Source organism: Pseudomonas quasicaspiana, assembly GCF_021147825.1.
Lineage (GTDB): Bacteria > Pseudomonadota > Gammaproteobacteria > Pseudomonadales > Pseudomonadaceae > Aquipseudomonas > Aquipseudomonas quasicaspiana.
In genome coordinates, this window is sequence record NZ_JAGTPI010000024.1 from 1 (window position 1) to 22,322 (window position 22,322).

Consider the following 22,322-nt stretch of genomic DNA (forward strand, 5'->3'; position numbering starts at 1 on the left):
CTTCAGGAGCGATCGGCCTCCCCCAGAAACGTATTTCTCGTATGTCACACCTTAGAGACTAACCCTTCTCCTTGGTGCAGGAGCAACATACAAGGAGCTGCCGAAGGCTGCGAAAGCAAATTTCCTGACATACTGCTATCGCAGCCTTCGGCAGCTCCTACAGGTCAGTATTTGCCGGGCGGATTATTCAACCCTGTCCACGCTGGCTACGCCGAAATTCGCCAGGCGTCTGGCTGGTCCAGCGCTTGAAGGCTCGTTGAAACGCTTCAGCGGACGCGAAGCCGAGCAAGTAGGCAATCTCCCCGAATGCCAGCTCGGTGTCGCGTATATACGTCATCGCCAGATCGCGCCGCGTATCGTTGAGGATAGTGCGAAAGCCCGTACCTTCCTCGGCCAGTTTGCGGCGTAAGGTCCAGGCGGGTAGTTTCAGTCTGGCAGCAATCTCCTCCAGATCCGGTTCGCTCCCACCATTGAGTAAAGGCCCGAGCAGACGGGTGATGCGCTCTCGCAAGCTGCGGGTGCGGGTCAGTTGCTCAAGTTCTTTTTCACACAGCTGCAGCAGATGGGTCCAGGTACTGGGGCAATGCTGCGGGTTGCGCAGGCTCAACGTGTGCTGGTTCAGACGCAGCTGATTGGTGGCGGCGGCGAAGGTAATGGGCTGTGCGCTCAGGTCGGCATATTCGGTGGCATAGTCGGGCGCATCAAACTCAATCTCGATCTTTTCCGCTCGCACTTCAGTTTCGCTAAGGCTGGACAGTTGCTGCAGCCAGCTGGCGATGATCGAGTCCACCACGAAGCGGTTATAGCCGTTGTACGGGCTGATCGAATAGAACCGCAACCAGGCACCTTCTGCGTCTTCGTGAAAGCTCGACTGGCCGCGATAATTGGAACCGTACAGCGCCTCAAAGCGGATCAGCGTGCGAGCGGCCTCGCGGACGTTGGGGGCTTGCGCCGCGGTCACACCTGCCAGACCGCACTGGCTGATATGGCTTGAACGGCCCATGCGCAAACCAAGGCTTGGCTGGCCGGTGAGTTGAATCGCGGCATGACCCAGGCGCATGTAACGCGGAATGGACAAGCGCGCCCCGGCTTCGGCCAGTCTTGCCTGATCCAGGCCGTACTGCTCCAGCAACGGTTGCGGATCCTGCCCGAAACTGCGCACCGCATTGGCCAGGCTGTGAACAAACCCCACCGACAGATCACCAAGACGAGTGGGTGATGGGGTCATGCTCATAACCAGATATTGATCAGGCGTGCGCCCAGGTGGGCCTTGTCATCCGGCGATGGCTCGACGATGTGCTGGCCGTCACGGCTGGCGAAGCTGTGTCCCGAGCTGCCTTGATCCCATAGCTGACCGCGCATGAACACACTGACTCCGGCTTTGGCGGTGCTGAGCGGTGCATGACTGGTCAGGGTCAGACGCTGCCACGCTTCACCCTCGGTGATATTGCCGGTGTTCAGCCCTGTTGCGCCGATCAGGTCCGGGGTGCGATAGCCGCGCCACGGGCTGGCCCAGTGGCCGGTGCCAATGACAAAGGCGGGCACTGCAATCAGCTCGACGCCCAGTTTATTCAGGCTGGCGTAATTGCCGGGGTACCAGCTGTCGCTGCCAATCAATATGCCCAGCTTTCCAGCGGGAGTGTCGAGTACATTCAGGTCAGTGGCCGGGTGCACGTAGCGGCGTTGATAAGCCATCGGGAACAACTGCCGTTGCGGCTGACCGAGGGGTTGGCCGTCGCTGCCGAACGTCACGCTGCTGTTATAGAGCGGGCCGCTGCCGAGCTTCAGTTTCCCGTTGTCGATGGCCGGCTCAGGCAGCACGATGGAGCCTGCGACCAGCGTGACGCCGAACTCTTTGGCCAGACCGCCGAACAGAGTTTGATACTGCTCGGCCATACCGGGGGCTTTCATGCGCAAGTGGGCGTCGTCGAGCCGACTGTCACCTTTGGCGCCAAGCAGTGCACCGAGGAATTTCAGCGGATTGCTCAGGGATATCCAGGTCAGCGCTTCGTCCATGCTGGCAGCCTGATAAACCTCGTTTTTCTCGCCACTGGCAACCAGCCAGGTGCCCACATGTTCGGGCAGCACGACGATGGTTCGGCTGTTGATCAAACCCTGCTCGCGAGCCTGTTGCAGATAGGCTGCCAGTTTGCGATGCAGGCGCTGGATACTTTGATAATCGGCGGGGAACAGTTCCGGCTGAATGCCGAGCAGATTGCCGCGCTCACTGGGTTGTCCTTCGTCGACCACGAGTTTGATTCGCAGGTCGGACAAGTAGTGTCCCACAGGACGCTGCTCAGTCCAGAAGCCGTAGCCGACAAGCGCAGCCGTGAGTACGAAGCCAAAAGCAATAGTGAAAAATGTACGCATAAGTAAGTTGGAGTGCTGACAATCCCGAGTAGTTGCTGTGTAAGGTTATGTGTGCCGAGACTACGGGAAAACAACGGCTTAACGAACTTTTTTCCATTCATGGCCGGGTTTTTTGTCGAGTGGTATCAGTTACACAACCATCGTCAGTAGCCGGTGGCTTTGTCAATCAGGCAATGCCCCATCGCAAATGTCTTTTCTATTCGCTAGAGTCGGGCCATATCACGTATTGAGTGAGTGTCCAGGGAAGCGTATGTCATCAGAGCCCGAGTTTACCGACGAGAAAGTCAAACAGGCCTTGCAGGGCATCATCGTGCCGCCGCAACCACAGATCCTGGTGGACCTGCAGATCGAGCAGTACATGCCGGACCCCGATCTGGCCGAGATCGCCCGCTTGATTTCCCAGGACCCCGGTATTGCAGGGGCGCTGCTCAAGATCGTCAACTCCAGCTACTTCGGTTTGAGCAACCGGATCTCGTCGATTCAGCGCGCTGTGAATCTGTTGGGCAGTCGTTCGGTGATCAACATCGTCAACGGCTTGTCCATTCGCGGCGGCATGAACGATGAGTCCATCGTGACCCTCAACCGCTTCTGGGACACCGCGCAAGACATCGCCATGACGTGTCTGGCGCTGGCCAAACGGCTTGGCTCGCAGGCCGTCGATGAAGCCTACGCCCTGGGCCTGTTCCATGATTGCGGCGTGCCATTGATGTACAAGAAATTCCCGGGCTACATGTCGGTGCTGGAGCAGGGGTACGCGGGCGCCAGTGACCAGCAGCGCATCGTCGACGTGGAAAACAAAGCCTTCAACACCAACCACGCCGTCGTGGGTTACTACACCGCAAAGGCCTGGCGGTTGCCGGAACACATGTCAACGACCATCGCCCGGCATCACAACGCCTACGCGGTGTTCAGTGATGATTCGGGACAGCACAGTCAGGTGAAGAATCTGCTGGCGATTCTGAAAATGGCCGAACACATCTGCGAGTCCTACCGGATACTGGGCAAGGAAAGCGCCGATCATGAGTGGAACTCCATCAGCCACCTGGTACTCGATTACGTCGGCTTGTCCGAGTATGACTTCCAGGAATTGAAGGCGAATATTCGTGAGTTGGGTGCGCATTGAGGCGTAATGCCTCGTGATAGGCCAAACGGTTGACCTGTAGGCCAACTTGTTGGCGAGACGTCAGGCCTGCATCGTCAGGAATTAAGCCTCGCCAACAAGTTGGCTCCTACCGGGAATGCATTTCAAGCCACATGCGCGATCAACGCCGCCCCATCCGGGTACTGACATCCACCCAAACCGCCAATACCAGAATGCTGCCTTTGACGATCATCTGCCAGTAGCTGTCCACGTCGAGCATGGACATGCCGTTGTCCAGACTTGTGATGACCAGTGCACCGAGCAGCGCGCCGTAAACGGTGCCGGAGCCGCCGCGCATCGAGGTGCCGCCGATGAAGCAGGCGGCGATGGCGTCGAGTTCGCCCATGCTTCCGGCAGAAGGCGAGCCCGCCGCCAGGCGTGCGGTGTTGACCATGCCGGCTAGCGCACACATCACGCCCATAATCCCGAAGATCCACAGTTTGACGGCCTGCACATTGATGCCGGACAGCCGCGTCGCCTCCATATTGCTGCCCACCGAATAAACCCGTCGGCCGAACACGGTCTGGCTGGTGACGTAACTGAACACACCCAAAAGGACCAGCAAGAGCAGCACCGGCACCGGGATGCCGTCGTAGCTGTTGAGGGTCTGGACGAATCCGGCCAGCACCGCGCCGATCAACACGACACGCAAGACGTCCCGCACCAATGAATGTGCCGCCAGACCGTGGACGGCGCGATTGCGACGTTGTTTCCAGGTCAGGTAAAGCGTCAGCGCGAACAGCACGATGCCCAGTCCCGTTCCGACCGAATGCGGCAGATATCCCTGACCGACGTACACCAGTTCCGGCGAGACCGGGGCGATAGTTGTGCCGCCGGTAATGCCCAGCAGAATGCCGCGGAACGCCAGCATGCCGCCCAGACCGACGATGAACGACGGGATGCGCAGGTACGCCGTCATGTAGCCATTGGCAAGGCCAATCATCAGCCCGCACAGCGCGACGAGGCTCAGGTTGGCCAACAGTGGGATGTGATAAACCACGTCAAGAATGGCCGCCAGTCCACCGAGCAGCCCGAGCAATGATCCGACCGACAGGTCGATTTCGCCACTGATGATCACCAGCACCATGCCGCAGGCAAGTATTCCCGTGATGGACATTTGCCGCAGCAAGTTGGAAAGATTGCGCGGGGTCAGGAATCCACCGTCGGTCTGCCAACTGAAGAACAGCCAGATGACCGCCACGGCGATGACCAGCGCAAGCATTTTGTAGCGTGTGAAGAGCTGTTTGACCTGATTCATCTACGCGGACTTCCGATCATTATTGTTGTTAGGGTCAGCGGTTTGACTGAGGGCTGCGGCGAGTAACTGCTCCTGAGTGAGGTTGTGGTTGATGAAGTCACCCCGTAGCTGGCCTTCGCCGATGACCAGCACCCGGTCGGAGACGCCGAGTACTTCGGCCAGCTCCGAAGACACCATGATGATCGACACGCCCGCGGCCGCCAGCGCTCCCATCAATTTGTAGATCTCGTATTTGGCGCCCACATCCACGCCTCGGGTGGGCTCATCGAGAATCAGCACTCGGGGCTGGGTCAGCAGCATTTTCGCCAGGACGGCTTTTTGCTGATTGCCGCCCGACAGGCTGGTGATCGGCAGGAACGGGCTCGCGGTCTTGAGGTGCATGCGCGAGATTTCCTTGTCGATGCTGTCCAGTTCGGCTTCGGCGTCAATGCGGGTCAGTCTGGAGTATGAGTCCAGCACTGCGAGGGTGATGTTTTGGCCGACCCCCAGATCGGGAATGATGCCCTGGCGCTTGCGATCTTCGGGGACCATGCACAGTCCGGCACGAATGGATTTCAGCGGCGTGCGGGTGTCGACGAGTTTTCCGTCCAGCCAGGCTTCGCCCTCGTGGCGGCCGGGGTAGGCACCGAATAATGCCGAGACCAGTTCCGTGCGGCCTGCGCCGACCAGCCCGGCGATGCCGAGTATCTCGCCACGCTTGAGGGCGAATGAAATATCGTCGACACGTTTGCGCTTTGGATTGTCGACGTCGTAGCAGGTGATATGGCGCGCCTCGAAAATCACTTCGCCAATGTCATGGGGTTCGGTGGGGTACACGTTGCTCATTTCACGCCCGACCATCTGGGTGATGATCCGGGCAATGTCCATGTCTGCCATCGCGGTGGTGGCGATGTGTTTGCCGTCACGGATCACTGAAATGGTGTCGCATACAGCGGCGACTTCATCGAGTTTGTGAGAGATGTAGACGCATGCAACGCCTTTGGACTTGAGGTCGTGGATGATATCCAGCAGTACCTCGATCTCAGAACGGGTCAAGGCTGACGAGGGCTCATCAAGGATCAACAGCCGCGCCTGCTTGTTCAGCGCTTTGGCGATTTCCACCAGTTGCTGATAGCCGCCGCCGTATTGGGAAACCGGCAGCGAAACGTTCATGTCCGGAACTTTCAGCTCGCGCATCAGGGCTTCGGCGCGGTGGGTCATGGCGGGGTAATTCATGCGCCCGCCGAACAGGGTCATCTCGTGGCCCATAAAGATGTTCTCGGTCACCGACAGATCGGGTACCAGGGTCAGTTCCTGGTGAATGATCACGATCCCGGCCGCTTCGGTTTCGCTGATCGACTGTGCTTTCAGCGGCTGACCGTCCCAGAGAATTTCGCCTTCCCAGGTGCCATGCGGATAGACCGCCGACAGCACTTTCATCAGCGTGGATTTACCCGCGCCATTTTCGCCACACAGGCCGACGCATTCTCCTGGCCTGACATTGATATCAATGCCGTTGAGGGCTTTTACCCCGTCGAACGTTTTGACGATGCCATTCATTTGCAGCAGGTATTCGGACATGGCGAATGCTCAGAAATAAGCGGGTGCAGGCAGACACGGTTTCTGTAGGAGCTGCCGAAGGCTGCGATGGCGGTGTGTCAGGACGGATGCCTTCGCAGCCTTCGGCAGCTCCTACAGAAAATGCATTTCAATCCAGAGGAATGCATTTTTTGATCGGAGCGAGGTGCGCGCTCAGATCACTTACCCTCAATCTGCGCCTTGGTGTAGAACCCGTCTTTTTCCAGCAGATCAATGTTGTCCTTGGTCAACGGGGTCGGCGTGAGCAGGATGGTGTCGACTTTCTTGCTGCCGTTGTCGTACTGCGAGCTGTAGGTGGGTTTTTCATTGCGCGCCAGTTGCACCGAGAGCTTGGCCGCTTCGGAGGCGATGAGTTTCAGCGGCTTGTAGACAGTCATGGTCTGCGTGCCATCGATCACGCGCTTGACCGCTGCGAGGTCGGCATCCTGGCCCGAAATCGGCACCTTGCCCGCCAGCTTCTGTGCGGCCAGTGCCTGAATGGCACCGCCTGCGGTGGCGTCGTTGGAGGCAACGATGCCGTCGATCTTGTTGTCGTTACGGGTCAGGGCGTTCTCGACGATGCTCAGCGCTTCAGTCGGGTTCCACTCTTTTACCCACTGCTGGCCGACGATTTTGATATCGCCCTTGTCGATCGCTGGCTGCAACACCTTCATCTGGCCTTCGCGCAGCACTTTCGCGTTGTTGTCGGTCGGCGCGCCGCCGAGCAAAAAGTAATTACCCTTGGGCGCTGCTTTCAACACGCCGCTGGCCTGCATCTCACCCACCTTTTCGTTATCGAAGGAGATGTACGCGTCGATGTCAGCATTGAGAATCAACCGGTCATAGGACACGACCTTGATCCCGGCTTTCTTCGCCTCGGCCACTGCGTTGGTCAGCACTGTGGCATTGAATGGCACGATCACGATGACATCGACGCCACGGGAAATGAGGTTCTCGATCTGCGAAATCTGCTTCTGCTCGTTGGCATCGGCCGATTGTACAAAGACCTTGGCATCCATTTTTTCCGCCGCCGCGACAAAGTAATCGCGGTCGCGGGACCAGCGTTCCAGGCGCAGGTCATCGATGGAAAAGCCGATTTTCGGATGAGCAGGGTCGGCCATGGCCGGAATAGACAGCAGCGCCAAAGCGCCAACCAGTAGCGTGCGTTTAAAACTCTTCATAGTGGTGCGTCCTTTTATTGTTGTTTTTAGAAGCGACTGCCTGACGATGAATATCGTGCTGGTAGAACTGTAGAGACTCGCAAGGCACCGCGAGCACAGATTTGTCGCGCGAATGTAACCGGATTGCGGTGCCCGTAGACCTCGATTGCGATCAGCGATAAATGAACTGGTTAACAACGTTTTCGAGCATTTCCTGCCTGCCGCTGACGGCTTGCGGATTAAGCTCTTTGGCAAAGGCATGTTCGGCCAGTGACTGAAGGGTGAACTCGCCCGCCAGCACTCCCTGGCCCAATGGCTGCTGCCAGCCCGCGTAGCGTTGGTCCTTGAAGTGCTGAAGCCGGTCGTTCTCCAGCATGGCCGCAGCGCGTTCCAGGGATAGGGCGAGAACATCCATCGCCGCGACATGCCCGTGGAACAGATCGACTTCGTCCAGGCTCTGACGACGCACCTTGGAGTCGAAGTTGAACCCACCGTTTTTGAACCCGCCTGCTTTGAGGATTTCGTAAGTGGCGAGAGTCATTTCCTCGACGCTGTTGGGGAACTGGTCAGTGTCCCAGCCGTTTTGTGGGTCGCCGCGGTTGGCATCGATGCTGCCGAAAATCCCTAAAGAGGCAGCCGTCGCGATTTCGTGATGAAAGCTATGACCGGCCAGGGTCGCGTGGTTGGCCTCGATGTTGACCTTGATTTCGTTTTCCAGGCCGAACTGCTGCAAAAAGCCAAACACGGTGGCGCTGTCGTAATCGTATTGGTGTTTGGTCGGCTCCTGCGGTTTGGGCTCGATCAGCAGGTCGCCTTTGAAATTGATCTGGTGCTTGTGCTCAACCACCATGCGCATAAAGCGGCCCAGCTGCTCGCGCTCGCGTTTCAAGTCCGTATTGAGGAGCGTTTCGTAGCCCTCGCGTCCGCCCCATAACACGTAGTTGGCGCCACCGAGACGCTGGGTTGCGTTCATGGCGCTGAACACCTGCGCAGCGGCACAGGCGAAGACTTCCGGATCAGGATTGCTCGCAGCGCCAGCAGCAAAGCGCGGATTGCTGAAACAGTTGGCGGTGCCCCACAAAAGCTTGATGCCGCTTTGTTCCTGATGGCGCTCCAGATGGTCGACCATTTGCGCAAAATTATTGCGGTACTCCTTGAGTGAGCTGCCTTCCGGGGCAACATCGGTGTCATGGAAGCAGTAATAGTCGATGCCCAGTTTGGTGAAGAACTCGAATGCCGCCTCCGCCTTGCCCATCGCCACTTCCAGCGGGTCGCCGGGGCGCTGCCATTGGCGTTTGAAGGTGCCTGCGCCGAACACATCGGAACCGGGCCAGACGAACGTGTGCCAGTAACAGGCCGCCATGCGCAGGTGCTCGCGCATCGGTTTGCCCATGATGATTTTGTTCGCATCGTAGTGGCGAAAGGCGAGGGGCGAATCGCTGTCGGGGCCTTCGTAGCGAATTCGGTCGATATCGGGGAAATATGGCATTCGCAATGTCCTTTTTGTTTTTATCGGTTGTTCTAATCGAATGTTCTAATCGATTGCTCTTGTCGGTGCTTCGATACTAGCAACGGTCCAGTTGCTCCCGATTATGAAAATCATCAACACGGAGTGCGATTTTGCGTATTGAGATTCTGCGGCGCCGCGCCTAGTCTGTTTCGATAACCTCGGGCCGGCCCAGGACAATAACAATGAAAACCGTACCGCCTGTTCACCGCGTTGCACTGTTGTTCAACGGCGGCAAAATCTACGACCGCGGCATCATCAGCGGTATCGGCAACTACTTGAGCAGTACTCGCGCCTCCTGGGATTTGTTTCTGGAGGAGGACTTTCTCTGCCGCCTGAAAGGTATCGAGCGCTGGCAGGGCGACGGGATCATTGCCGACTTCGATGACCCGATGATTGGCGAGGCGCTGGCCGGAATCAGGTTGCCGGTGGTGGCGGTCGGCGGTTCATATGAAAACGAGCGTGACTATCCGCAAGGTATTCCTTACGTCGCCACTGATAATCAGGCGCTGATGACGCTGGCGTATGAGCACCTGATCGAAGCCGGACTGACCTGTTTTGCCTGCTTCAGCCTGCCTGAAGCGCAAGCCAATCGTTGGGCTCAGGAGCGGGAAAAAGCTTTTCGCAAGCTGATGCAGCGCGATGGCCTGCACGGCGAGATCTACCGCGGCATGGGTACCAGCGCGCCACTCTGGAACAGCGCCGTCGAGCAGCAGATCGCGTGGCTGCACAGCCTGCCTAAACCCATCGGCATCATTGCCGTCAGTGACGCCCGCGCACGGCAATTGTTGCAGGCCTGTCTGACGGCAGGGATTTCTGTTCCGGAGCAGGTGGCGCTGATCGGCATCGATAACGATCCGCTCACGCGTAGCCTGACCCGCGTGCCTTTGAGCTCCGTCAGCCAGGGCACCGAAACCATGGGGCGCACGGCCGCGCAATTGCTGCATCAAATGCTGCACGGCATGCCAGCCAAGGGCACGCACATTCTGATTCCGCCGGACTCGATCAACGTCCAGGTATCGAGCCTGCACCAGCCGTTAGGGGATCCTTATGTGATGCAAGCGCTGCTGTTCATTCGCCAATATGCCTGCCAGGGCATCAAGACCGCGCAAGTCGCGGCTTACGTGGGTGTGTCGCGTTCATCGCTGGAGTCGCACTTTCGCCAGGCGCGGGGCTGCAGCGTGCATGACGAAATCCTGCGCTTCAAACTTGAGGCAGCGGCCAATGGCCTGAAGAACACCGACTCGACCATTGCAGACACGGCACGCAATTGCGGTTTCAAATCTGCGCAGTATTTGCACACCGTATTCCGTCGAGAGTTTGGCTGTACGCCACTTGAGTATCGGCAGGAGGTGTTGGTTTAAGGGCATTTCAAATCAATCTTGTAGAAGCTCACCGAGGTTACGAGGCCAGCGATGGCGGTGTGTCTGACATATCCCAATCGCAGCCTTCGGCAGCTCCTACAGATGGAGTGCACGCTTCGGCCTCTGTAGGAGCTGTCGGAGGTCACGACGGCTGCGATAGCGGTGTGTCTGACATATCCCAATCGCAGCCTTCGGCAGCTCCTACAGATGGAGTGCACGCTCCGGCCTCTGTAGGAGCTGTCGGAGGTCACGACGGCTGCGATGGCGGTGTGTCAGACACGCCGCCATCGCTGGCCTCGTAACCTCGGTGCGGGCCTAAAGGCCCAATGTTGTCAGCCCCTTATTGAATATGTGGAACCTCATCAAGGCCGCGATACACCGCCAAGCCCCGCTGCTGAGCCAGTTCAACCATCAGGTCCGCGCCCTCGGAAGGGCCGCCGATGCGCAATACGCCGTCACAGCGTTGCAGCAGCTTTTTCGCGTATTCATGGAAATGCTTCTGGAACACTTCGTCACCGATGCTTTTGGAACCCGTCAGTTGCACCAAAGGTAGCGCGACCCATTCTGCGACCATCGGGAAGTGCCCGGCACTCAGCAGTTCTGCGGCGGCTGCTTGCATGGCCTGTACATTGGCTTCCAGCAAGGCGGGGTCATCGCCGGTGCCCGAACGGTAAGGGCCTGCCACCAGAATCATCAGGCCGGAAGAGGGAGGCATGAGCTGTTTGATGTACTGCAGAAGGATAATGGTTTTGCCGTCCATGATCCGGCCGTCGTCGACCATCTCCAGCGCCAGATCGAAGGGCAGTTCCAGCACTTCGATGTCCTCGCCTTCTTCAACCAGTCCACCACCGTCATTGATGCGATCTTCCGGCTGGTATTCCCCGACAAAGAAATGCAGGCGCTCAGTCACTGAGCCCGGGCTCATGAACGCGTCATAGATTTTGCGCACCGATTTGACCCGGTAACCGGTTTCCTCTTCGGCTTCCAGGCGGATTCGCTCTTCGGGACTGGCGTTATCCAGCAGGCCCGCAGCCGCTTCGATCAAGTAACCATCGTGCCCGTTGACGAAAGCCGGGATGCGAAATTGCCGAGTGAGAATAACCGTCCGTTTTGCCAGGTTGTAAAGCCCGATCGTGGCACCATTGCCCCTGTCGTATACCTCGCGGGTGACTGCCTGCCAACTGCCGTCCCGGCGCGGCATTTCGAACTCGATATTTTTCAGCAGATACCAGTTATCCGACAGAAGATGTTCGCCTGTGATTCGAACCTTGCGTGTTTCCATGGAGGGCAGTCCTTTGTGGTCATGTATTACGAACGGTGGTGTATTTGTCAGCTTCAAGGGCACATGGTATGTTCCGCGACCGACTGGATCTACGTGCAGTTCTGGACGCTTTTCACCCGTACTGCATGGGCGTAGGGTTACATCCATTGGTGCATCGCTGATGAATTTTCCGAAAATTTCTCTATGGGTACTGTTTGGCCTATAAGTGAACGCTTCAGCGCGAAATCCATACGCTGACAGGTTTCATATTTGCGCAACGGACAGTGCTATTCAAATGCCAAAAAATACTCCCATTCCTGACCCGGTCGCGCCTCCCAAGCGTCGCCACATCCCCAAAGGGGATATGCGCAAGCTGGAAATCATTCAGGCCGCCATGGTGATTTTTGCCAGGGACGGGTTTGCGGGCGCTACGCTGACCAACGTTGCCAAGGTCGCGGGCATATCGCAAGTCGGGTTGCTACATCACTTTCCTAATAAGCTCGCGTTGTTGCACGCCGTCTTGCAGCATCGGGATCAGTACATCGCATCCCGGTTACAGGAAGCTGATGAGGTTGCGTCGCTGGACGGGTTTTTAGCGTTTCTGCAGTTCATCATGAAGTTCAGTACCGAAGACGCTGCTGTCAGTCAGGCGTTGATGATCATCAACACAGAAAGCCTGTCCGTGACTCACCCGGCCAACCGGTGGTTCAGCGAACGCTTTGAGATTGTGCATGGCCACATTAACGCTCAACTCAATCTGCTGATCGAAGCGGGCGAAATTCGCGCGGACACCGATGTGAAGCAGGTCAGTCTTGAGATTGCGTCGATGATGGACGGAATGCAGATTCAATGGCTACGCTCCCCCGATTACGTACCGATCGAGCGTGCTTTTGCGAGGTTTCTTGAGCGTTTGGCGTCAGACCTCAAGCAGGCCGGACTCGACTGAGTACGGCCGCTCGATGGTCAGTAACCGGTGGTTGTTGCAACCACCGATCAAGCCTTTTTGAAGGTGACTCAGTAAGCCTGTTCTGGCTTGACCTGAACTGCGTTGCGCAGCGGAATCGGGAGAGGGTTGGATTCACGCGTCGATAATTTCTCGCCATACAGCGCGACGACGGTGCGGTTCAGTGCCAGGTCTTCCGAATCCTTGCCCACCAGAACCTTGAACTTGCCCGGGTCTACGATCCAGCTGACAGCGTCAGGCGAATAGTAGGCGAACGAACGGGAGTCCAGCGGGATCGTTACGGTTTTGCTTTCGCCCGGCTTCAGGTAAACCTTGGAGAAGCCCTTCAGCTCTTTTTCCGGACGATCAACTTGTGGCTTTGAAGGCTGCACATACAGCTGAGCGACTTCGAAACCAGGCTTGTCGCCCGTGTTGGTCACGGTGAACGTGGCCTTGATGGTTGCGCCAGGTGCAAGAACGTTGCTCGACAGCTTCAGGTCGCTGTATTGGTATGTCGTGTACGACATCCCGAAACCGAACGGGTAGAGCGGCTTCGCATGGTTCTTGTCGTAACCGCGGTAGCCCAGATACAGGCCTTCGCTGTAGGTCATTTCAGTCGGCGGTTTAGGGCTGCTGAAGTAGTACGGTGCCGGATCGGAGTACGAGGCGAAGCTCGGGTTGTCCTGCACTTTCTTGTCCAGCGTGATAGGCAGCTTGCCAGATGGGTTGACCTTGCCGTACAGGATTTCCGCCAGTGCCTGACCGCCTTGCTGACCCGGGAACCAGGCGTGCAGGGAAGCAGCAACCTTGGTTGCCCACGGTTGCATATCCATACCGCCGCCGCCGTGCATCACGACGATGGTTTTAGGGTTGGCTCTCTGCACGAAGCTGATCAACTCAGACTGAAATTGCGGCAGTTCGAACGGGTGATCAAGGGACTCGCCTTCGTATTCGAAGTTGCTGCCCGCTGCCACCACGACTGCGTCATAGTCAGCCAGATTGGTCGGTGGACGCAGCGACGCCCAGCTCAATTGCACGCCATTCATGCCGCCCAGCACCGGGGTGTAATTGCCTTTGAGTCGACGATATTCCAGGCGCACGTTGTACTCGGTGCCGGCTTTCAGCGCGACAGTCTTGACGGTACGTGGCACCACAGGAATCAGGTCGAATGAAACCTGCTTGTCTTCATCCTCAACCACCAGCTCGTCGTTGATCCAGAGCTTGTAGGCACCATCGGCACGGACTTTGAAGACGTGCGGGCCGGTGATGGTAGGTTTGATCTTGCTGGTGAAGCGAGCCGAGAACGCGCCCGGTGCCGGGTTGTAACCGGTTACCGCGCTGGTGCCGCTGTCGGTTACGTTGGTGTTGGTGATCCAGCTCAGGTTGAGGCCTGGCTCGATGCGGGTTGCAACAGGATCGCCGGACAACGTGGTGTTAGCGTAGTACTCGGCTTTCACACCCGTGTTGCTGATGGCTTCTTTCCCTTTGCCTTTACCCGTACCCGGCTGATACCAGACCGACGATTTCGGATCGAGGCTCATCTGCGGCAGGTAATCGACATTGCTTGTGCTCGACGCCAGCTGCTTGAGGCCGCTGAGTTCGGTTACATAGCTGGCAGGCGCTGAGTAAGCGGTACCGAATGGCGCAGTCGGTGGCTGCATTGCCAGGTCGCCGATGACAGCGATCTTCGCCGTTTTCGGCAGTGGCAGCAGAGGTTTCTGCCCGTCTACGGGTTCGTTGCGCAGGAGCACAATCGACTCCCTCGCGACGTTCAGCGCAGCCAGTTGGCCGTACTCGCGGTGCTCCAGAGGCTGAGCCTTGTTGATGCCCTTGTCAAAGCCGTAGCTGACCAGTGCCCTGAGATTCCTGCGGACTTTGTCGTCGATCACGCTCTGATGCAGTTGGCCGTTCCAGACATAGGGCAGCAACTTGGCTTCAGTGAATTGCAGGCCGCTTGGCATGTCGATATCGGTGCCTGCCCAGGCGCCTTTGAACGCGTCCTGAACCGAGTTGAAGTCACTCATCACGTTGCCCTGGAAGCCCCACTGGCCTTTCAGGATGTCAGTGATCAGGTGATGATTCTCACAGGCATATTCGCCATTGATCTTGTTGTAACCGCACATGATCGAGGCAATGTTCGAGTTCTTGACCAGCGATTCGAAGCCGGGCAGATACAGTTCCTGCATGGCGCGCTCGTCAATTTTGACGTCCAGATAGTGCCGGTTCGCCTCTTGCTCGTTCATCAGGTAATGCTTGGCGGCAGACTGAACACCCTGAACCTGAATACCGTTAGTGACGGCCGGAGCCAACACTGCGCCGAGGAATGGATCTTCACCACTCATGTACTCGGCGGAGCGCCCGTTGAACGGGGTGCGATAGAGGTTGATGGCCGGAGACAGCATTTGCTGACCGCCAGCGATCCGGGTTTCGTAACCAATCGCCAGACCGAATTCCTTGGCCCGGTTGATGCTCCAGGTCGCGGCCAATGCCGAAGGTGACGGGTACTGCGCACCGAAGGTCTTGCCGCCGACCAGCACGCCCATGGCCGAGTCGTAGGCGACTGTGCCTTGCAGGTTGAACTTGTCCAGCTTGGGAATCATGCGTCCGTCATCGACGCGCGAGAAGTTGATTTTTTCCGACTGGGTCATGTTGTCGAGCATCGCGCCAACCCGCGCTTCGACCTCATTGCCCGTCATCGGGGTGACAGCCATTACGGTGCCTGCCTGAGCAATGCTCAACGCAAGCAGACTCAGGCCTAAGCCTTGTTTGATCATGGACATGGAGCTACTCCTGAATTCGTTCGATAGGGTGTGTGCTGCGTATCAAACGAAGACTCATTTCTCGTCATCGGTCGTTGGGGCGTCGTCGGTCACGACCGGGGCGTCCAGCACCGTCTGCGCGCCTGTCGACTGGCTTTTTGTAGCGCTTTCGGCGCCAGTGATCTGCTCGCGTTTGGCCTCGACTTCCACGCGCACATCACTCGATGTCGACGGCAGGGGATTTTTGTTTTCGGCGGCTGATACAGAAAGTGTGGTGAGGCCCATCAGAAAAATGGCAGCAAGAGGCAGCAAGCTTCTAGCCATCGGGAGAATCTCCAAATAGAAGTGGGTAACGAAGAAGTGTCAGCGCGTGGAGGTTTACTACAGGCTGCAGACAGTAAGTCAGCAGTGTGAGCTTAAAGTTCTGTGGCGGCAAAAAAATGAAGTTAAATATTTGATTTGTTTTTATCGTGTGTTTTTAATTTATTTAAAATTAATATTGATTTTATCTGATTTAAAAGTATTTATTGGTTATTTCTGCTGTACATTCTCAGTTATCAGCTATAAAAAATCTTTCTGAAAAACAGAGTGAGAGCTCTGTTTTCAGCGGTGTTAAAGTAGTCGGGCCATAAAAGTGCTCGCCGTCCTGTCGCCTTGTGAAGAATTCGGGCGTGCCACGCTGCTCATGCCTACAGGTAAGAAAAGCGTCCAGGGTGAATAAGTGCGGTGGTTCAGGCTAATGACACTCAGAGGTTTAACTGTGACATCCCAAGCGCGTCCCTTTCTGTTACCCGGCTTTGGATTCAGCTCAGAGCTTACAGACCCTCTCGAGGTGGATCTGGCCATTTTAAAAGCGGTCTGGTTATTAAGTGATGGAAAGCCACGCGGCGGTGCGCCGCGAAAGCTGACATGCGGTCAGATATACATGCAACTGGTGCGCGGCCAGCCAAACTTTCCGTCCATCGTGCGCTGTGTGTTGGCGATAGACGTGCTTGTGAAAGAAGGGCTGTTGGTGTCGGAGAGAGTGCTGGATGAAGACCCTGCTTTTCCCTACACCCAGCACATCATCAGTGGGCTGACCGAGATAGGTTCAGCGTCCCTGGCGGCCTCGTACGCGCTGGACACCTACGGGCATCCAGCTCGACTTTGACGCGCATGGGCAGGCTCCAGGTCCCGATGACCGCTGGTACCCGCTACTGATTGAATGGCAGCGAAAGATAATGCTTACCCAGTTCTGTCAGCCTTCCTTCATCGTTCAACAGGCTTGAAAAGTGCGGGTCATCATTCATGCGACCCGTGAACCAGGCATACCGAAACACATCCGCGCGGTTCTCGCAGACCGCCACCATCTCCGCCATCTGCTGCTTTTGCTTTTCAAGCGTGTCGATCTGCACCCCGTCAATCGGGGAGTGCCAGTTGGCGAACTCGGTGACCCAAAAGGGTTTGCCATATTTGGATAGCCTGTCGAGCATGCCTGACAGCCCATAGTCGTACCAATGAAACGCCAGATAGTCGATCTTCGGATCGCGATTCTGATTTTGCGCACGGTACGCAGCATAGAAGGCGTCAAGCCACACAACCGGGTCGCCATAACCCGACATCGTTCCCCAGTTCATCGCGGGGCCAACCAGCTTTACCCCGGTCTGCGCGGATATCTGTTCCAGCCTTGGCCAGAATCGCGCGGCCGCTTCGGGTGTCATGTTGGCCTGATCAACGAGATTGGGCTCATTGATCACCAGTAAGTAGCGGATATCCGGGTGGGCCTGCAGGTAGAGTTTGAGCTGACCGTCATCGACATTGGCGTTCCAGACCATGGGGATGAAGTCGACCCCGTAGGTGGAGGAGTAGTTATACGCGGCGAGCCGGTCGTGTGGCTTTGGACTCCAGTTGTACCACCAACTGATTCCCGGGGACAAAGCACTCAAGTCCGCAGGTGACGCTATGTCATAAGCGATGCCGCGTTTTGCGCTTTTAGTGGCTGACCAGGCTGGTGTGGAGACTGTGCTGAGGGCTAGGCTGAACGCTGTGAGCAGCGTGAACATTCGCAGGTAGTTACGAAACGGCATGGTTCGATCCTCCGTGAAAAGTAACCGAATATATCCTCTGGAGGCACCCGGAAGTAAACGGGGACGGCAGGGCTGCTGCGCTGAAGACCGTCATTTTGTGCAGTCTTTAGCTTCCTTCAGGCAAATAATGTCCCCCTCTCGAAAGCCATAATCTGCTGATTCATATCAACCAGCGGATGAACTCATGACCTCGCTATTTTCACCCTATCAATTAAAGGATGTGACGCTGCGTAACCGCATCGTGGCCTCACCAATGTGCCAGTATCAAGCCGTAGATGGCGCGTTGAATGGCTGGCATAAAACTCACTATGAAACCCTGGCGAAAGGCGGAGCCGGTCTGGTGGTGGTCGAGGCAACTTCAGTCAACCCGGAGGGCCGGATCACACCGGGTGATGCAGGGCTCTGGAGCGACAGTCAAGTGGCTGGCTTTGCCGAGGTCGTCGCACTGATCAAAAACGCCGGAGCAGTACCCGGCATTCAACTGGGGCACGCAGGACGCAAAGCCGGATGCACGCCTCCCTGGGAAGGCGGGCATCCACTCGATCTTTCAGACCCGCAAAGCTGGAAGCCTGTTTCATCGAGTGTGCTGCCTTACGTGCCTGAGTCTTCCTACATTCCTGACGAGCTGACCCACGAAGGCATTCGTCATATACAAGCTGACTTCACCAGCGCCGCTGCGCGGGCACTTGGTGCGGGGTTTGAATGGCTGGAACTGCATTTTGCTCACGGTTTTCTCGGTCAGGCTTTCCTGTCTCCAAAGGCAAGTATTCGCACTGATGAGCTGGATGATCACGGACGCTCATGAAGCGGATGAGTTCGTACGCTCCGGAGCTCTGGACCTGGTCTGTTTTGCACGGACACTGCTGGCTAATCCTCACTGGCCATTTCCCGCAGCGCGAGTGTTAGGCCTCTCTGATCCGGCTTCGGTGCTGCCGATACCTTACGCCTACTGGCTGCAGAATTGGATGGGCTGATGCTGGGGCTTGCTCCTGTCAAAAAAGAACAACCTGATCTGGAGTGCTTTTTCGACAGGAGCCGTTCGGTGTACCTGACAACGCGCTGTTGGGGAACCAAAGCGTTGATGGACTACGTTGGTTGGCGGGATGTGCAATCGGCTATACGTTACATTGACGCAGCTGAGTCATTTGGTGACTGGCGTCGCTAATTGAATCTATCGTCCCGATTGTTTTGTGAGGACCTCAAGAATCATTCGAAGCGTCCAGTTAAGAAGGGAAGTGATGCCGCTGATGAAGAATTGACCCAGTTGCCGAAGTTTTGCTGAGCCAAGCTTCTACTTCGCAAAGCATTAGCAGGTCGGACTTTGGCCTGAATACTTATAGGGCAACGCCAAATCGGCAGCAGGCGCAACTCTGCATCAGCGCTAAAACCAGGTGGCCAAGTTGGTACTATAACTGCATTACTTTGGCCGGACCTTCGCCATCAAGAATTTCCAGCCTACGGAAGGTGCCCGGCTTGTAGACGTAGGCTCGATAAAGATGCTCGGCGCTTTCTGCGATGAGGTGATCACCTTTCCACATGAACTCTGTCTTTTGCACATCAACGGTTTTTCTATTCGACGACCTAAGGCGTCGGATCTTATTTATAGCATAAAAATATTACTATTCGGAGGTTTAAAGGTTTTTAATGTTTTTTGGCCCGCCATCATTAATGAGATTTGTGATCCTTCGGTTGTAGCTTTCAATGTCTTGCTCGTGTTGCGTGTTGTTTATATTTTGTTCGAGGAAAGTTATTGTGCTGGAGATTATTAGCTTCTCTTCTATGGAAAGGTCGCGAATCAGGTCAAATCCGTTAGTGCGCAGGGTATCGTTTTTTTTTCTCATATAGTAGTAGCACCCTATGTTTTCTAACAGACCTTCTGCGTCTTTGTTGGTTTTGGTGATCGTAGTTAGATATTTTGAAAATGCAGTGCTTAACAGGATGTGGGGGTTTCTTTGCGTTTATTAGAAAAGCACAGAGTCCTTGCCAATTAATTACATGTAGATGAGTGCCCCAGTCTGGTTCTCTTTTAAAGTAATCGCCATGCCCTCTAAAGTATGCAGGGAACTCACCTCGGTTTAAGGCTTTTTCAAAATTTGTAATCATTGAAGTTGTTTCCGGGCATCGGTTTGGTTGGCGAGTTTTTGCATGTCTTTCCAGCAGCGATAGTTCAGCGTCGATAAGGGGCTTTTGCTTAGTGCCGATTTTTTCTTCGGATAATTATTCTTTCTTTTAAATAACTGCTTGATTTCCGCTCCGAACTTTGTATTGAATATTCTGCTAGTTGGCTTAATTTTTAAGAGGTGTACTGTTTCTCGGTCCTTGCTTTTTAAGGTGGTCAGGTTAGTCTCACTTCTTAGCTCAAAAAAACGGGACCTTCGTATTTTGCTTGGAGGGGCGCAACTGAAGCTGGCGAGAAAACCCATGCAGGTTTTCATAGAACACGAAGGTCTGTCATTTGAAGCTTCGCTTTTGTTTCGCTATATAGCAACTCAAGGGAAAGAGTCAGGTCGCTCATTCCTTCTTCCTTGGTCCATAGTGGTACATTCAGAGCCAAGCCAGAGCCATCATTGTACTCATAACTATCTATCTTCTCTACGAAAAATGCAGGAGGTAATGCCAATGTATTGCAGTACTCAGCGAGTCTTGCCTCAATATCCGGTCTGTTAAGTCTGCCGTACCAATTTTTAGCGGATATTTTATCAAAATTACCATGAACGAGTGCGTCCATTAGATCAATAATTTCTAGTTCGATGCTCTTGTCAATTGTCACTTTCGTCTATTTCCGAGTATACAAGTCAGAGTAACGGGCTTAACATTAATAGCACTTGAAGTGCTCGTTGGCATTTCTGGCCAAGGCCTTTGCATCATATTTCTTACCCCCCGCTACATGCAAGGCTTTGAAAGCAATCCTGCGTACGGCTTAATCACGTCCTCCGTCAGCTCGGCGTTGAGCTTGTGTTGCTTCGCGATTTGGGGGCGTTCTACGTAGAGGGGCAGTTAGCTGTACTGCTTTCACCGCAACGGTGCCTGCGTTTTGGGCCGATCGCGGAGGTGTGATCGTGGGAGAAAAATAATGGCGCCGTTTGCCCCTCCGGCCCTGGTCAGATGATACCCACAGAAAAGTTGGCGCTGTAAGTATCAGCACGGCCGCAAACGTGTAGGCTACTCACCCAAACATGTACAAAAGCTCATCGACCAGCTCAAGCTCTTGTTTCGTGTACTGCACCTTGTTGTACCGTCGAATGCCCTCAAGGACACCTCTGATCGGTATTTGCCGCGAAGGATTCCGCACGATTTCGATCAGACGGTCGTAATCAGAATCTACTCCCTTAAGATATTTTTCGATCAGCTCTATGAGTGATGCGCGTGCCTGTAGATCGGTTAGCATTTTTACATCTCCAGCAAAATAGTTACTATATCCAGTTTCGGGCACGTGAGCGTGTAGTTCTGTTGCTCTGCGGAGTTGATGTTTCAACTTTTCTGTTTTGCTTTTTCCTTCTCTGTCGTATTCGTGACGCTGGAGGAAGCAACCTGATGCTCTATAATAGTGTCGCGGTAGTCCTGTCCGTTTTATTTATTTAAAAGAGTTAAAGAAGTTCGAGCTCGGTCGAGCAGCCAAGTTGTTTAAGTCTCTGGATTTCTTGTTCGAATGTATAGTTTGCCAGGTGGTTGTTTTTTTTGTCATACTCGCTTCTTAGAAGTCTAAATAGTCTGCCTATGTTTTCTTTTGTTTTGCTGTCGAGACTGTCAATGAGGTCATAGCGGTTGGTAGATAAGAACTCAAATTTGTGTTTTGTTACGTAATGCGCTGTGATGTTCGAAAGTAATCCTGCCGCGTCTTCATAATTTTCGCTGAGGTACTTTGCATACTCTCCAAATATGCTTGTCAATACGCTTTTTGCTGACCGTCGCATTTTAAGTACGCCGCACATTTCCTGCCAGTTGCTGACATAAAGATGATCGCCCCAATCAGATCCCCTTGCGAAATAAATGCCGGTGCCCTTGAAAAAATCGGCGACTTCATGCTGATCCAGAGCAGTTTCGAAAGTGGTTTTCATCTAGGCTTTTCCCAGTCATCAAAATTTTTCAACAACGTCCCTATGTCGCTAATATTGTAAACGCTCTCTAATCTGATGAGAGCAGCTTATTTCGTCCCATTTTTGGTTGCCCCGCCAAGAGCCTTTTCGTTCGGATACGCACCATTTTCTTTCCATTAGGCATTACGTAGCGAAATCTTGTGTCAGCTCGATATTTTGCGAGGACATTTTCCATCTACGAGAACAGCCCTGCAATTTTTCGTTTTGGGAAACCAGGGAATTTTGAGCCTGTGATCCAGCTTTAGAATGCCCCGAAGGATCATCCCTTTTTCGCGAAAAGAGGGCCCAGATACTCAAAAAACTGGATATGTACGGAGATCCTGCCGTTGCAGAGAACGGTAAACCGGCAGGCGCTTTGCTTGTTTTTTCGCAGCTCAACCCAAACCGCCCGCACAGGGACTAAGGCAGGAGACCCTAACGGTTAACTGGGGCAAACATATAATCTGACCGGTGAGGGTGGCGGTGTCTCCAGCAAGTATCAGGTTCATGTTGAGATTTTTACCGCCGAAGCAGGGGTCAAAGACTTTCTCAAAAAATACGGCTGGCTTGAAGAAAGGGAGCAGTACCTTCATTTACCGGTCGGGACAGCGCTCAAGAAAAAAAGTCCTGCAATGGAAACCACTTCAGTCAAGAAACAGCACGCGGTTGACCTGAGAAATGGCAAGGCTTGTTAATGAATCGTTACCTATTCTTGGTCAGTTCCCATTCAGGTATTGGTTTAAATTTCAATAGTGATGCAACATGGTTTGAGTCGTTCCAATAAGCAGTGAATGGATAAGAAAAAATCTGAAAAAAAGCCGGTCTTGGGTATTCCTTGCTGCTTCAGATTGCTGGATCAT

Annotated in this window: 19 protein-coding genes and 1 pseudogene; 5 read left to right on the forward strand and 15 right to left on the reverse strand. The window is 54.9% G+C overall.

Annotated elements, in window-relative coordinates:
* Positions 1-187: 187 nt before the first annotated feature.
* Positions 188-1,228 (reverse strand): AraC family transcriptional regulator, encoded by a 1,041-nt coding sequence (locus KDX30_RS15340; protein ID WP_231676786.1) that lies wholly within the window; start codon positions 1,226-1,228, stop codon positions 188-190.
* Between the two features lie 2 nt (positions 1,229-1,230).
* Complete coding sequence (locus tag KDX30_RS15345; protein ID WP_122397558.1) at positions 1,231-2,370, reverse strand: carbon-nitrogen hydrolase family protein; 1,140 nt, start codon at positions 2,368-2,370, stop codon at positions 1,231-1,233.
* A gap of 250 nt (positions 2,371-2,620) precedes the next feature.
* Here KDX30_RS15345 and KDX30_RS15350 point away from each other — a divergent pair, with 250 nt between their 5' ends.
* Positions 2,621-3,493, forward strand: a complete 873-nt coding sequence (locus tag KDX30_RS15350) for an HDOD domain-containing protein (protein ID WP_027901767.1) — start codon at positions 2,621-2,623, stop codon at positions 3,491-3,493.
* A 139-nt stretch (positions 3,494-3,632) separates the two neighbouring features.
* Here the strand turns inward: KDX30_RS15350 and KDX30_RS15355 are convergent, their stop codons facing one another.
* The 4 genes from KDX30_RS15355 to xylA form a co-directional block, all read right to left on the reverse strand.
* Positions 3,633-4,769 (reverse strand): sugar ABC transporter permease, encoded by a 1,137-nt coding sequence (locus tag KDX30_RS15355; protein WP_231676787.1) that lies wholly within the window; start codon positions 4,767-4,769, stop codon positions 3,633-3,635.
* Complete coding sequence (gene xylG, locus KDX30_RS15360) at positions 4,770-6,329, reverse strand: D-xylose ABC transporter ATP-binding protein (RefSeq protein WP_231676788.1); 1,560 nt, start codon at positions 6,327-6,329, stop codon at positions 4,770-4,772.
* 176 nt (positions 6,330-6,505) lie between these two features.
* The gene (xylF, locus tag KDX30_RS15365; protein ID WP_231676789.1) at positions 6,506-7,507 is read right to left on the reverse strand and encodes a D-xylose ABC transporter substrate-binding protein; all 1,002 of its coding nucleotides are present in this window, start codon (positions 7,505-7,507) and stop codon (positions 6,506-6,508) included.
* A 151-nt stretch (positions 7,508-7,658) separates the two neighbouring features.
* Positions 7,659-8,975: a xylose isomerase gene (xylA, locus tag KDX30_RS15370; protein WP_231676790.1), complete on the reverse strand. Its 1,317-nt coding sequence runs from the start codon at positions 8,973-8,975 to the stop codon at positions 7,659-7,661.
* 203 nt (positions 8,976-9,178) lie between these two features.
* Here xylA and KDX30_RS15375 point away from each other — a divergent pair, with 203 nt between their 5' ends.
* On the forward strand, positions 9,179-10,357 hold the full coding sequence (locus KDX30_RS15375) for a XylR family transcriptional regulator (protein WP_231676791.1): 1,179 nt from the start codon (positions 9,179-9,181) through the stop codon (positions 10,355-10,357).
* A 340-nt stretch (positions 10,358-10,697) separates the two neighbouring features.
* On the opposite strand, the gene KDX30_RS15380 is transcribed toward KDX30_RS15375, so the two are convergent.
* Complete coding sequence (locus KDX30_RS15380; RefSeq protein WP_231676792.1) at positions 10,698-11,639, reverse strand: NUDIX hydrolase; 942 nt, start codon at positions 11,637-11,639, stop codon at positions 10,698-10,700.
* 274 nt (positions 11,640-11,913) lie between these two features.
* Here KDX30_RS15380 and KDX30_RS15385 point away from each other — a divergent pair, with 274 nt between their 5' ends.
* Positions 11,914-12,564, forward strand: coding sequence for a TetR/AcrR family transcriptional regulator (locus tag KDX30_RS15385; protein WP_027901774.1), 651 nt, complete (start codon positions 11,914-11,916; stop codon positions 12,562-12,564).
* A 68-nt stretch (positions 12,565-12,632) separates the two neighbouring features.
* Here KDX30_RS15385 and KDX30_RS15390 read toward each other — a convergent pair whose 3' ends face one another.
* Both KDX30_RS15390 and KDX30_RS15395 read right to left on the reverse strand, forming a co-directional pair.
* Positions 12,633-15,335, reverse strand: a complete 2,703-nt coding sequence (locus tag KDX30_RS15390; RefSeq protein WP_027901775.1) for a beta-glucosidase — start codon at positions 15,333-15,335, stop codon at positions 12,633-12,635.
* Positions 15,336-15,395: 60 nt separating this feature from the next.
* The gene (locus KDX30_RS15395; RefSeq protein ID WP_027901776.1) at positions 15,396-15,644 is read right to left on the reverse strand and encodes a hypothetical protein; all 249 of its coding nucleotides are present in this window, start codon (positions 15,642-15,644) and stop codon (positions 15,396-15,398) included.
* 508 nt (positions 15,645-16,152) lie between these two features.
* On the opposite strand from KDX30_RS15395, the gene KDX30_RS15400 reads away from it, so the two are divergent.
* Positions 16,153-16,470 carry a hypothetical protein gene (locus KDX30_RS15400; RefSeq protein ID WP_099269657.1) on the forward strand — a complete coding sequence of 106 codons (318 nt, stop codon included), beginning with the start codon at positions 16,153-16,155 and terminating at the stop codon, positions 16,468-16,470.
* Positions 16,471-16,513: 43 nt separating this feature from the next.
* On the opposite strand, the gene KDX30_RS15405 is transcribed toward KDX30_RS15400, so the two are convergent.
* A complete protein-coding gene (locus tag KDX30_RS15405; protein ID WP_231676849.1) occupies positions 16,514-17,362 on the reverse strand; it encodes a glycoside hydrolase family protein in 849 nt (282 codons plus the stop codon).
* A gap of 208 nt (positions 17,363-17,570) precedes the next feature.
* Here KDX30_RS15405 and KDX30_RS15410 point away from each other — a divergent pair.
* A pseudogene (locus KDX30_RS15410) lies at positions 17,571-18,360 on the forward strand (oxidoreductase).
* Between the two features lie 432 nt (positions 18,361-18,792).
* Here the strand turns inward: KDX30_RS15410 and KDX30_RS29495 are convergent.
* The 5 genes from KDX30_RS29495 to KDX30_RS15430 all read right to left on the reverse strand — a co-directional run bounded on the left by KDX30_RS29495 (position 18,793) and on the right by KDX30_RS15430 (position 21,444).
* On the reverse strand, positions 18,793-18,924 hold the full coding sequence (locus KDX30_RS29495) for a hypothetical protein (protein ID WP_263271205.1): 132 nt from the start codon (positions 18,922-18,924) through the stop codon (positions 18,793-18,795).
* 561 nt (positions 18,925-19,485) lie between these two features.
* Positions 19,486-19,809 (reverse strand): hypothetical protein, encoded by a 324-nt coding sequence (locus KDX30_RS15415; RefSeq protein ID WP_231676793.1) that lies wholly within the window; start codon positions 19,807-19,809, stop codon positions 19,486-19,488.
* Between the two features lie 8 nt (positions 19,810-19,817).
* The gene (locus tag KDX30_RS15420) at positions 19,818-20,156 is read right to left on the reverse strand and encodes a DUF7668 domain-containing protein (RefSeq protein WP_231676794.1); all 339 of its coding nucleotides are present in this window, start codon (positions 20,154-20,156) and stop codon (positions 19,818-19,820) included.
* 396 nt (positions 20,157-20,552) lie between these two features.
* Complete coding sequence (locus KDX30_RS15425) at positions 20,553-20,774, reverse strand: hypothetical protein (RefSeq protein ID WP_231676795.1); 222 nt, start codon at positions 20,772-20,774, stop codon at positions 20,553-20,555.
* Positions 20,775-20,973: 199 nt separating this feature from the next.
* Positions 20,974-21,444 (reverse strand): hypothetical protein, encoded by a 471-nt coding sequence (locus KDX30_RS15430; RefSeq protein WP_231676796.1) that lies wholly within the window; start codon positions 21,442-21,444, stop codon positions 20,974-20,976.
* Between the last annotated feature and the right edge of the window lie 878 nt (positions 21,445-22,322).

Coding starts and splice junctions, on each gene's coding strand:
- KDX30_RS15340 (WP_231676786.1), bottom strand. CDS start 1,228: ATGACCCCATCACCCACTCGTCTTGGTGATCTGTCGGTGGGGTTTGTT.
- KDX30_RS15345 (WP_122397558.1), bottom strand. CDS start 2,370: ATGCGTACATTTTTCACTATTGCTTTTGGCTTCGTACTCACGGCTGCG.
- KDX30_RS15350 (WP_027901767.1), top strand. CDS start 2,621: ATGTCATCAGAGCCCGAGTTTACCGACGAGAAAGTCAAACAGGCCTTG.
- KDX30_RS15355 (WP_231676787.1), bottom strand. CDS start 4,769: ATGAATCAGGTCAAACAGCTCTTCACACGCTACAAAATGCTTGCGCTG.
- xylG (WP_231676788.1), bottom strand. CDS start 6,329: ATGTCCGAATACCTGCTGCAAATGAATGGCATCGTCAAAACGTTCGAC.
- xylF (WP_231676789.1), bottom strand. CDS start 7,507: ATGAAGAGTTTTAAACGCACGCTACTGGTTGGCGCTTTGGCGCTGCTG.
- xylA (WP_231676790.1), bottom strand. CDS start 8,975: ATGCCATATTTCCCCGATATCGACCGAATTCGCTACGAAGGCCCCGAC.
- KDX30_RS15375 (WP_231676791.1), top strand. CDS start 9,179: ATGAAAACCGTACCGCCTGTTCACCGCGTTGCACTGTTGTTCAACGGC.
- KDX30_RS15380 (WP_231676792.1), bottom strand. CDS start 11,639: ATGGAAACACGCAAGGTTCGAATCACAGGCGAACATCTTCTGTCGGAT.
- KDX30_RS15385 (WP_027901774.1), top strand. CDS start 11,914: ATGCCAAAAAATACTCCCATTCCTGACCCGGTCGCGCCTCCCAAGCGT.
- KDX30_RS15390 (WP_027901775.1), bottom strand. CDS start 15,335: ATGATCAAACAAGGCTTAGGCCTGAGTCTGCTTGCGTTGAGCATTGCT.
- KDX30_RS15395 (WP_027901776.1), bottom strand. CDS start 15,644: ATGGCTAGAAGCTTGCTGCCTCTTGCTGCCATTTTTCTGATGGGCCTC.
- KDX30_RS15405 (WP_231676849.1), bottom strand. CDS start 17,362: ATGTTCACGCTGCTCACAGCGTTCAGCCTAGCCCTCAGCACAGTCTCC.
- KDX30_RS29495 (WP_263271205.1), bottom strand. CDS start 18,924: ATGTGGAAAGGTGATCACCTCATCGCAGAAAGCGCCGAGCATCTTTAT.
- KDX30_RS15415 (WP_231676793.1), bottom strand. CDS start 19,809: ATGGGTTTTCTCGCCAGCTTCAGTTGCGCCCCTCCAAGCAAAATACGA.
- KDX30_RS15425 (WP_231676795.1), bottom strand. CDS start 20,774: ATGCTAACCGATCTACAGGCACGCGCATCACTCATAGAGCTGATCGAA.
- KDX30_RS15430 (WP_231676796.1), bottom strand. CDS start 21,444: ATGAAAACCACTTTCGAAACTGCTCTGGATCAGCATGAAGTCGCCGAT.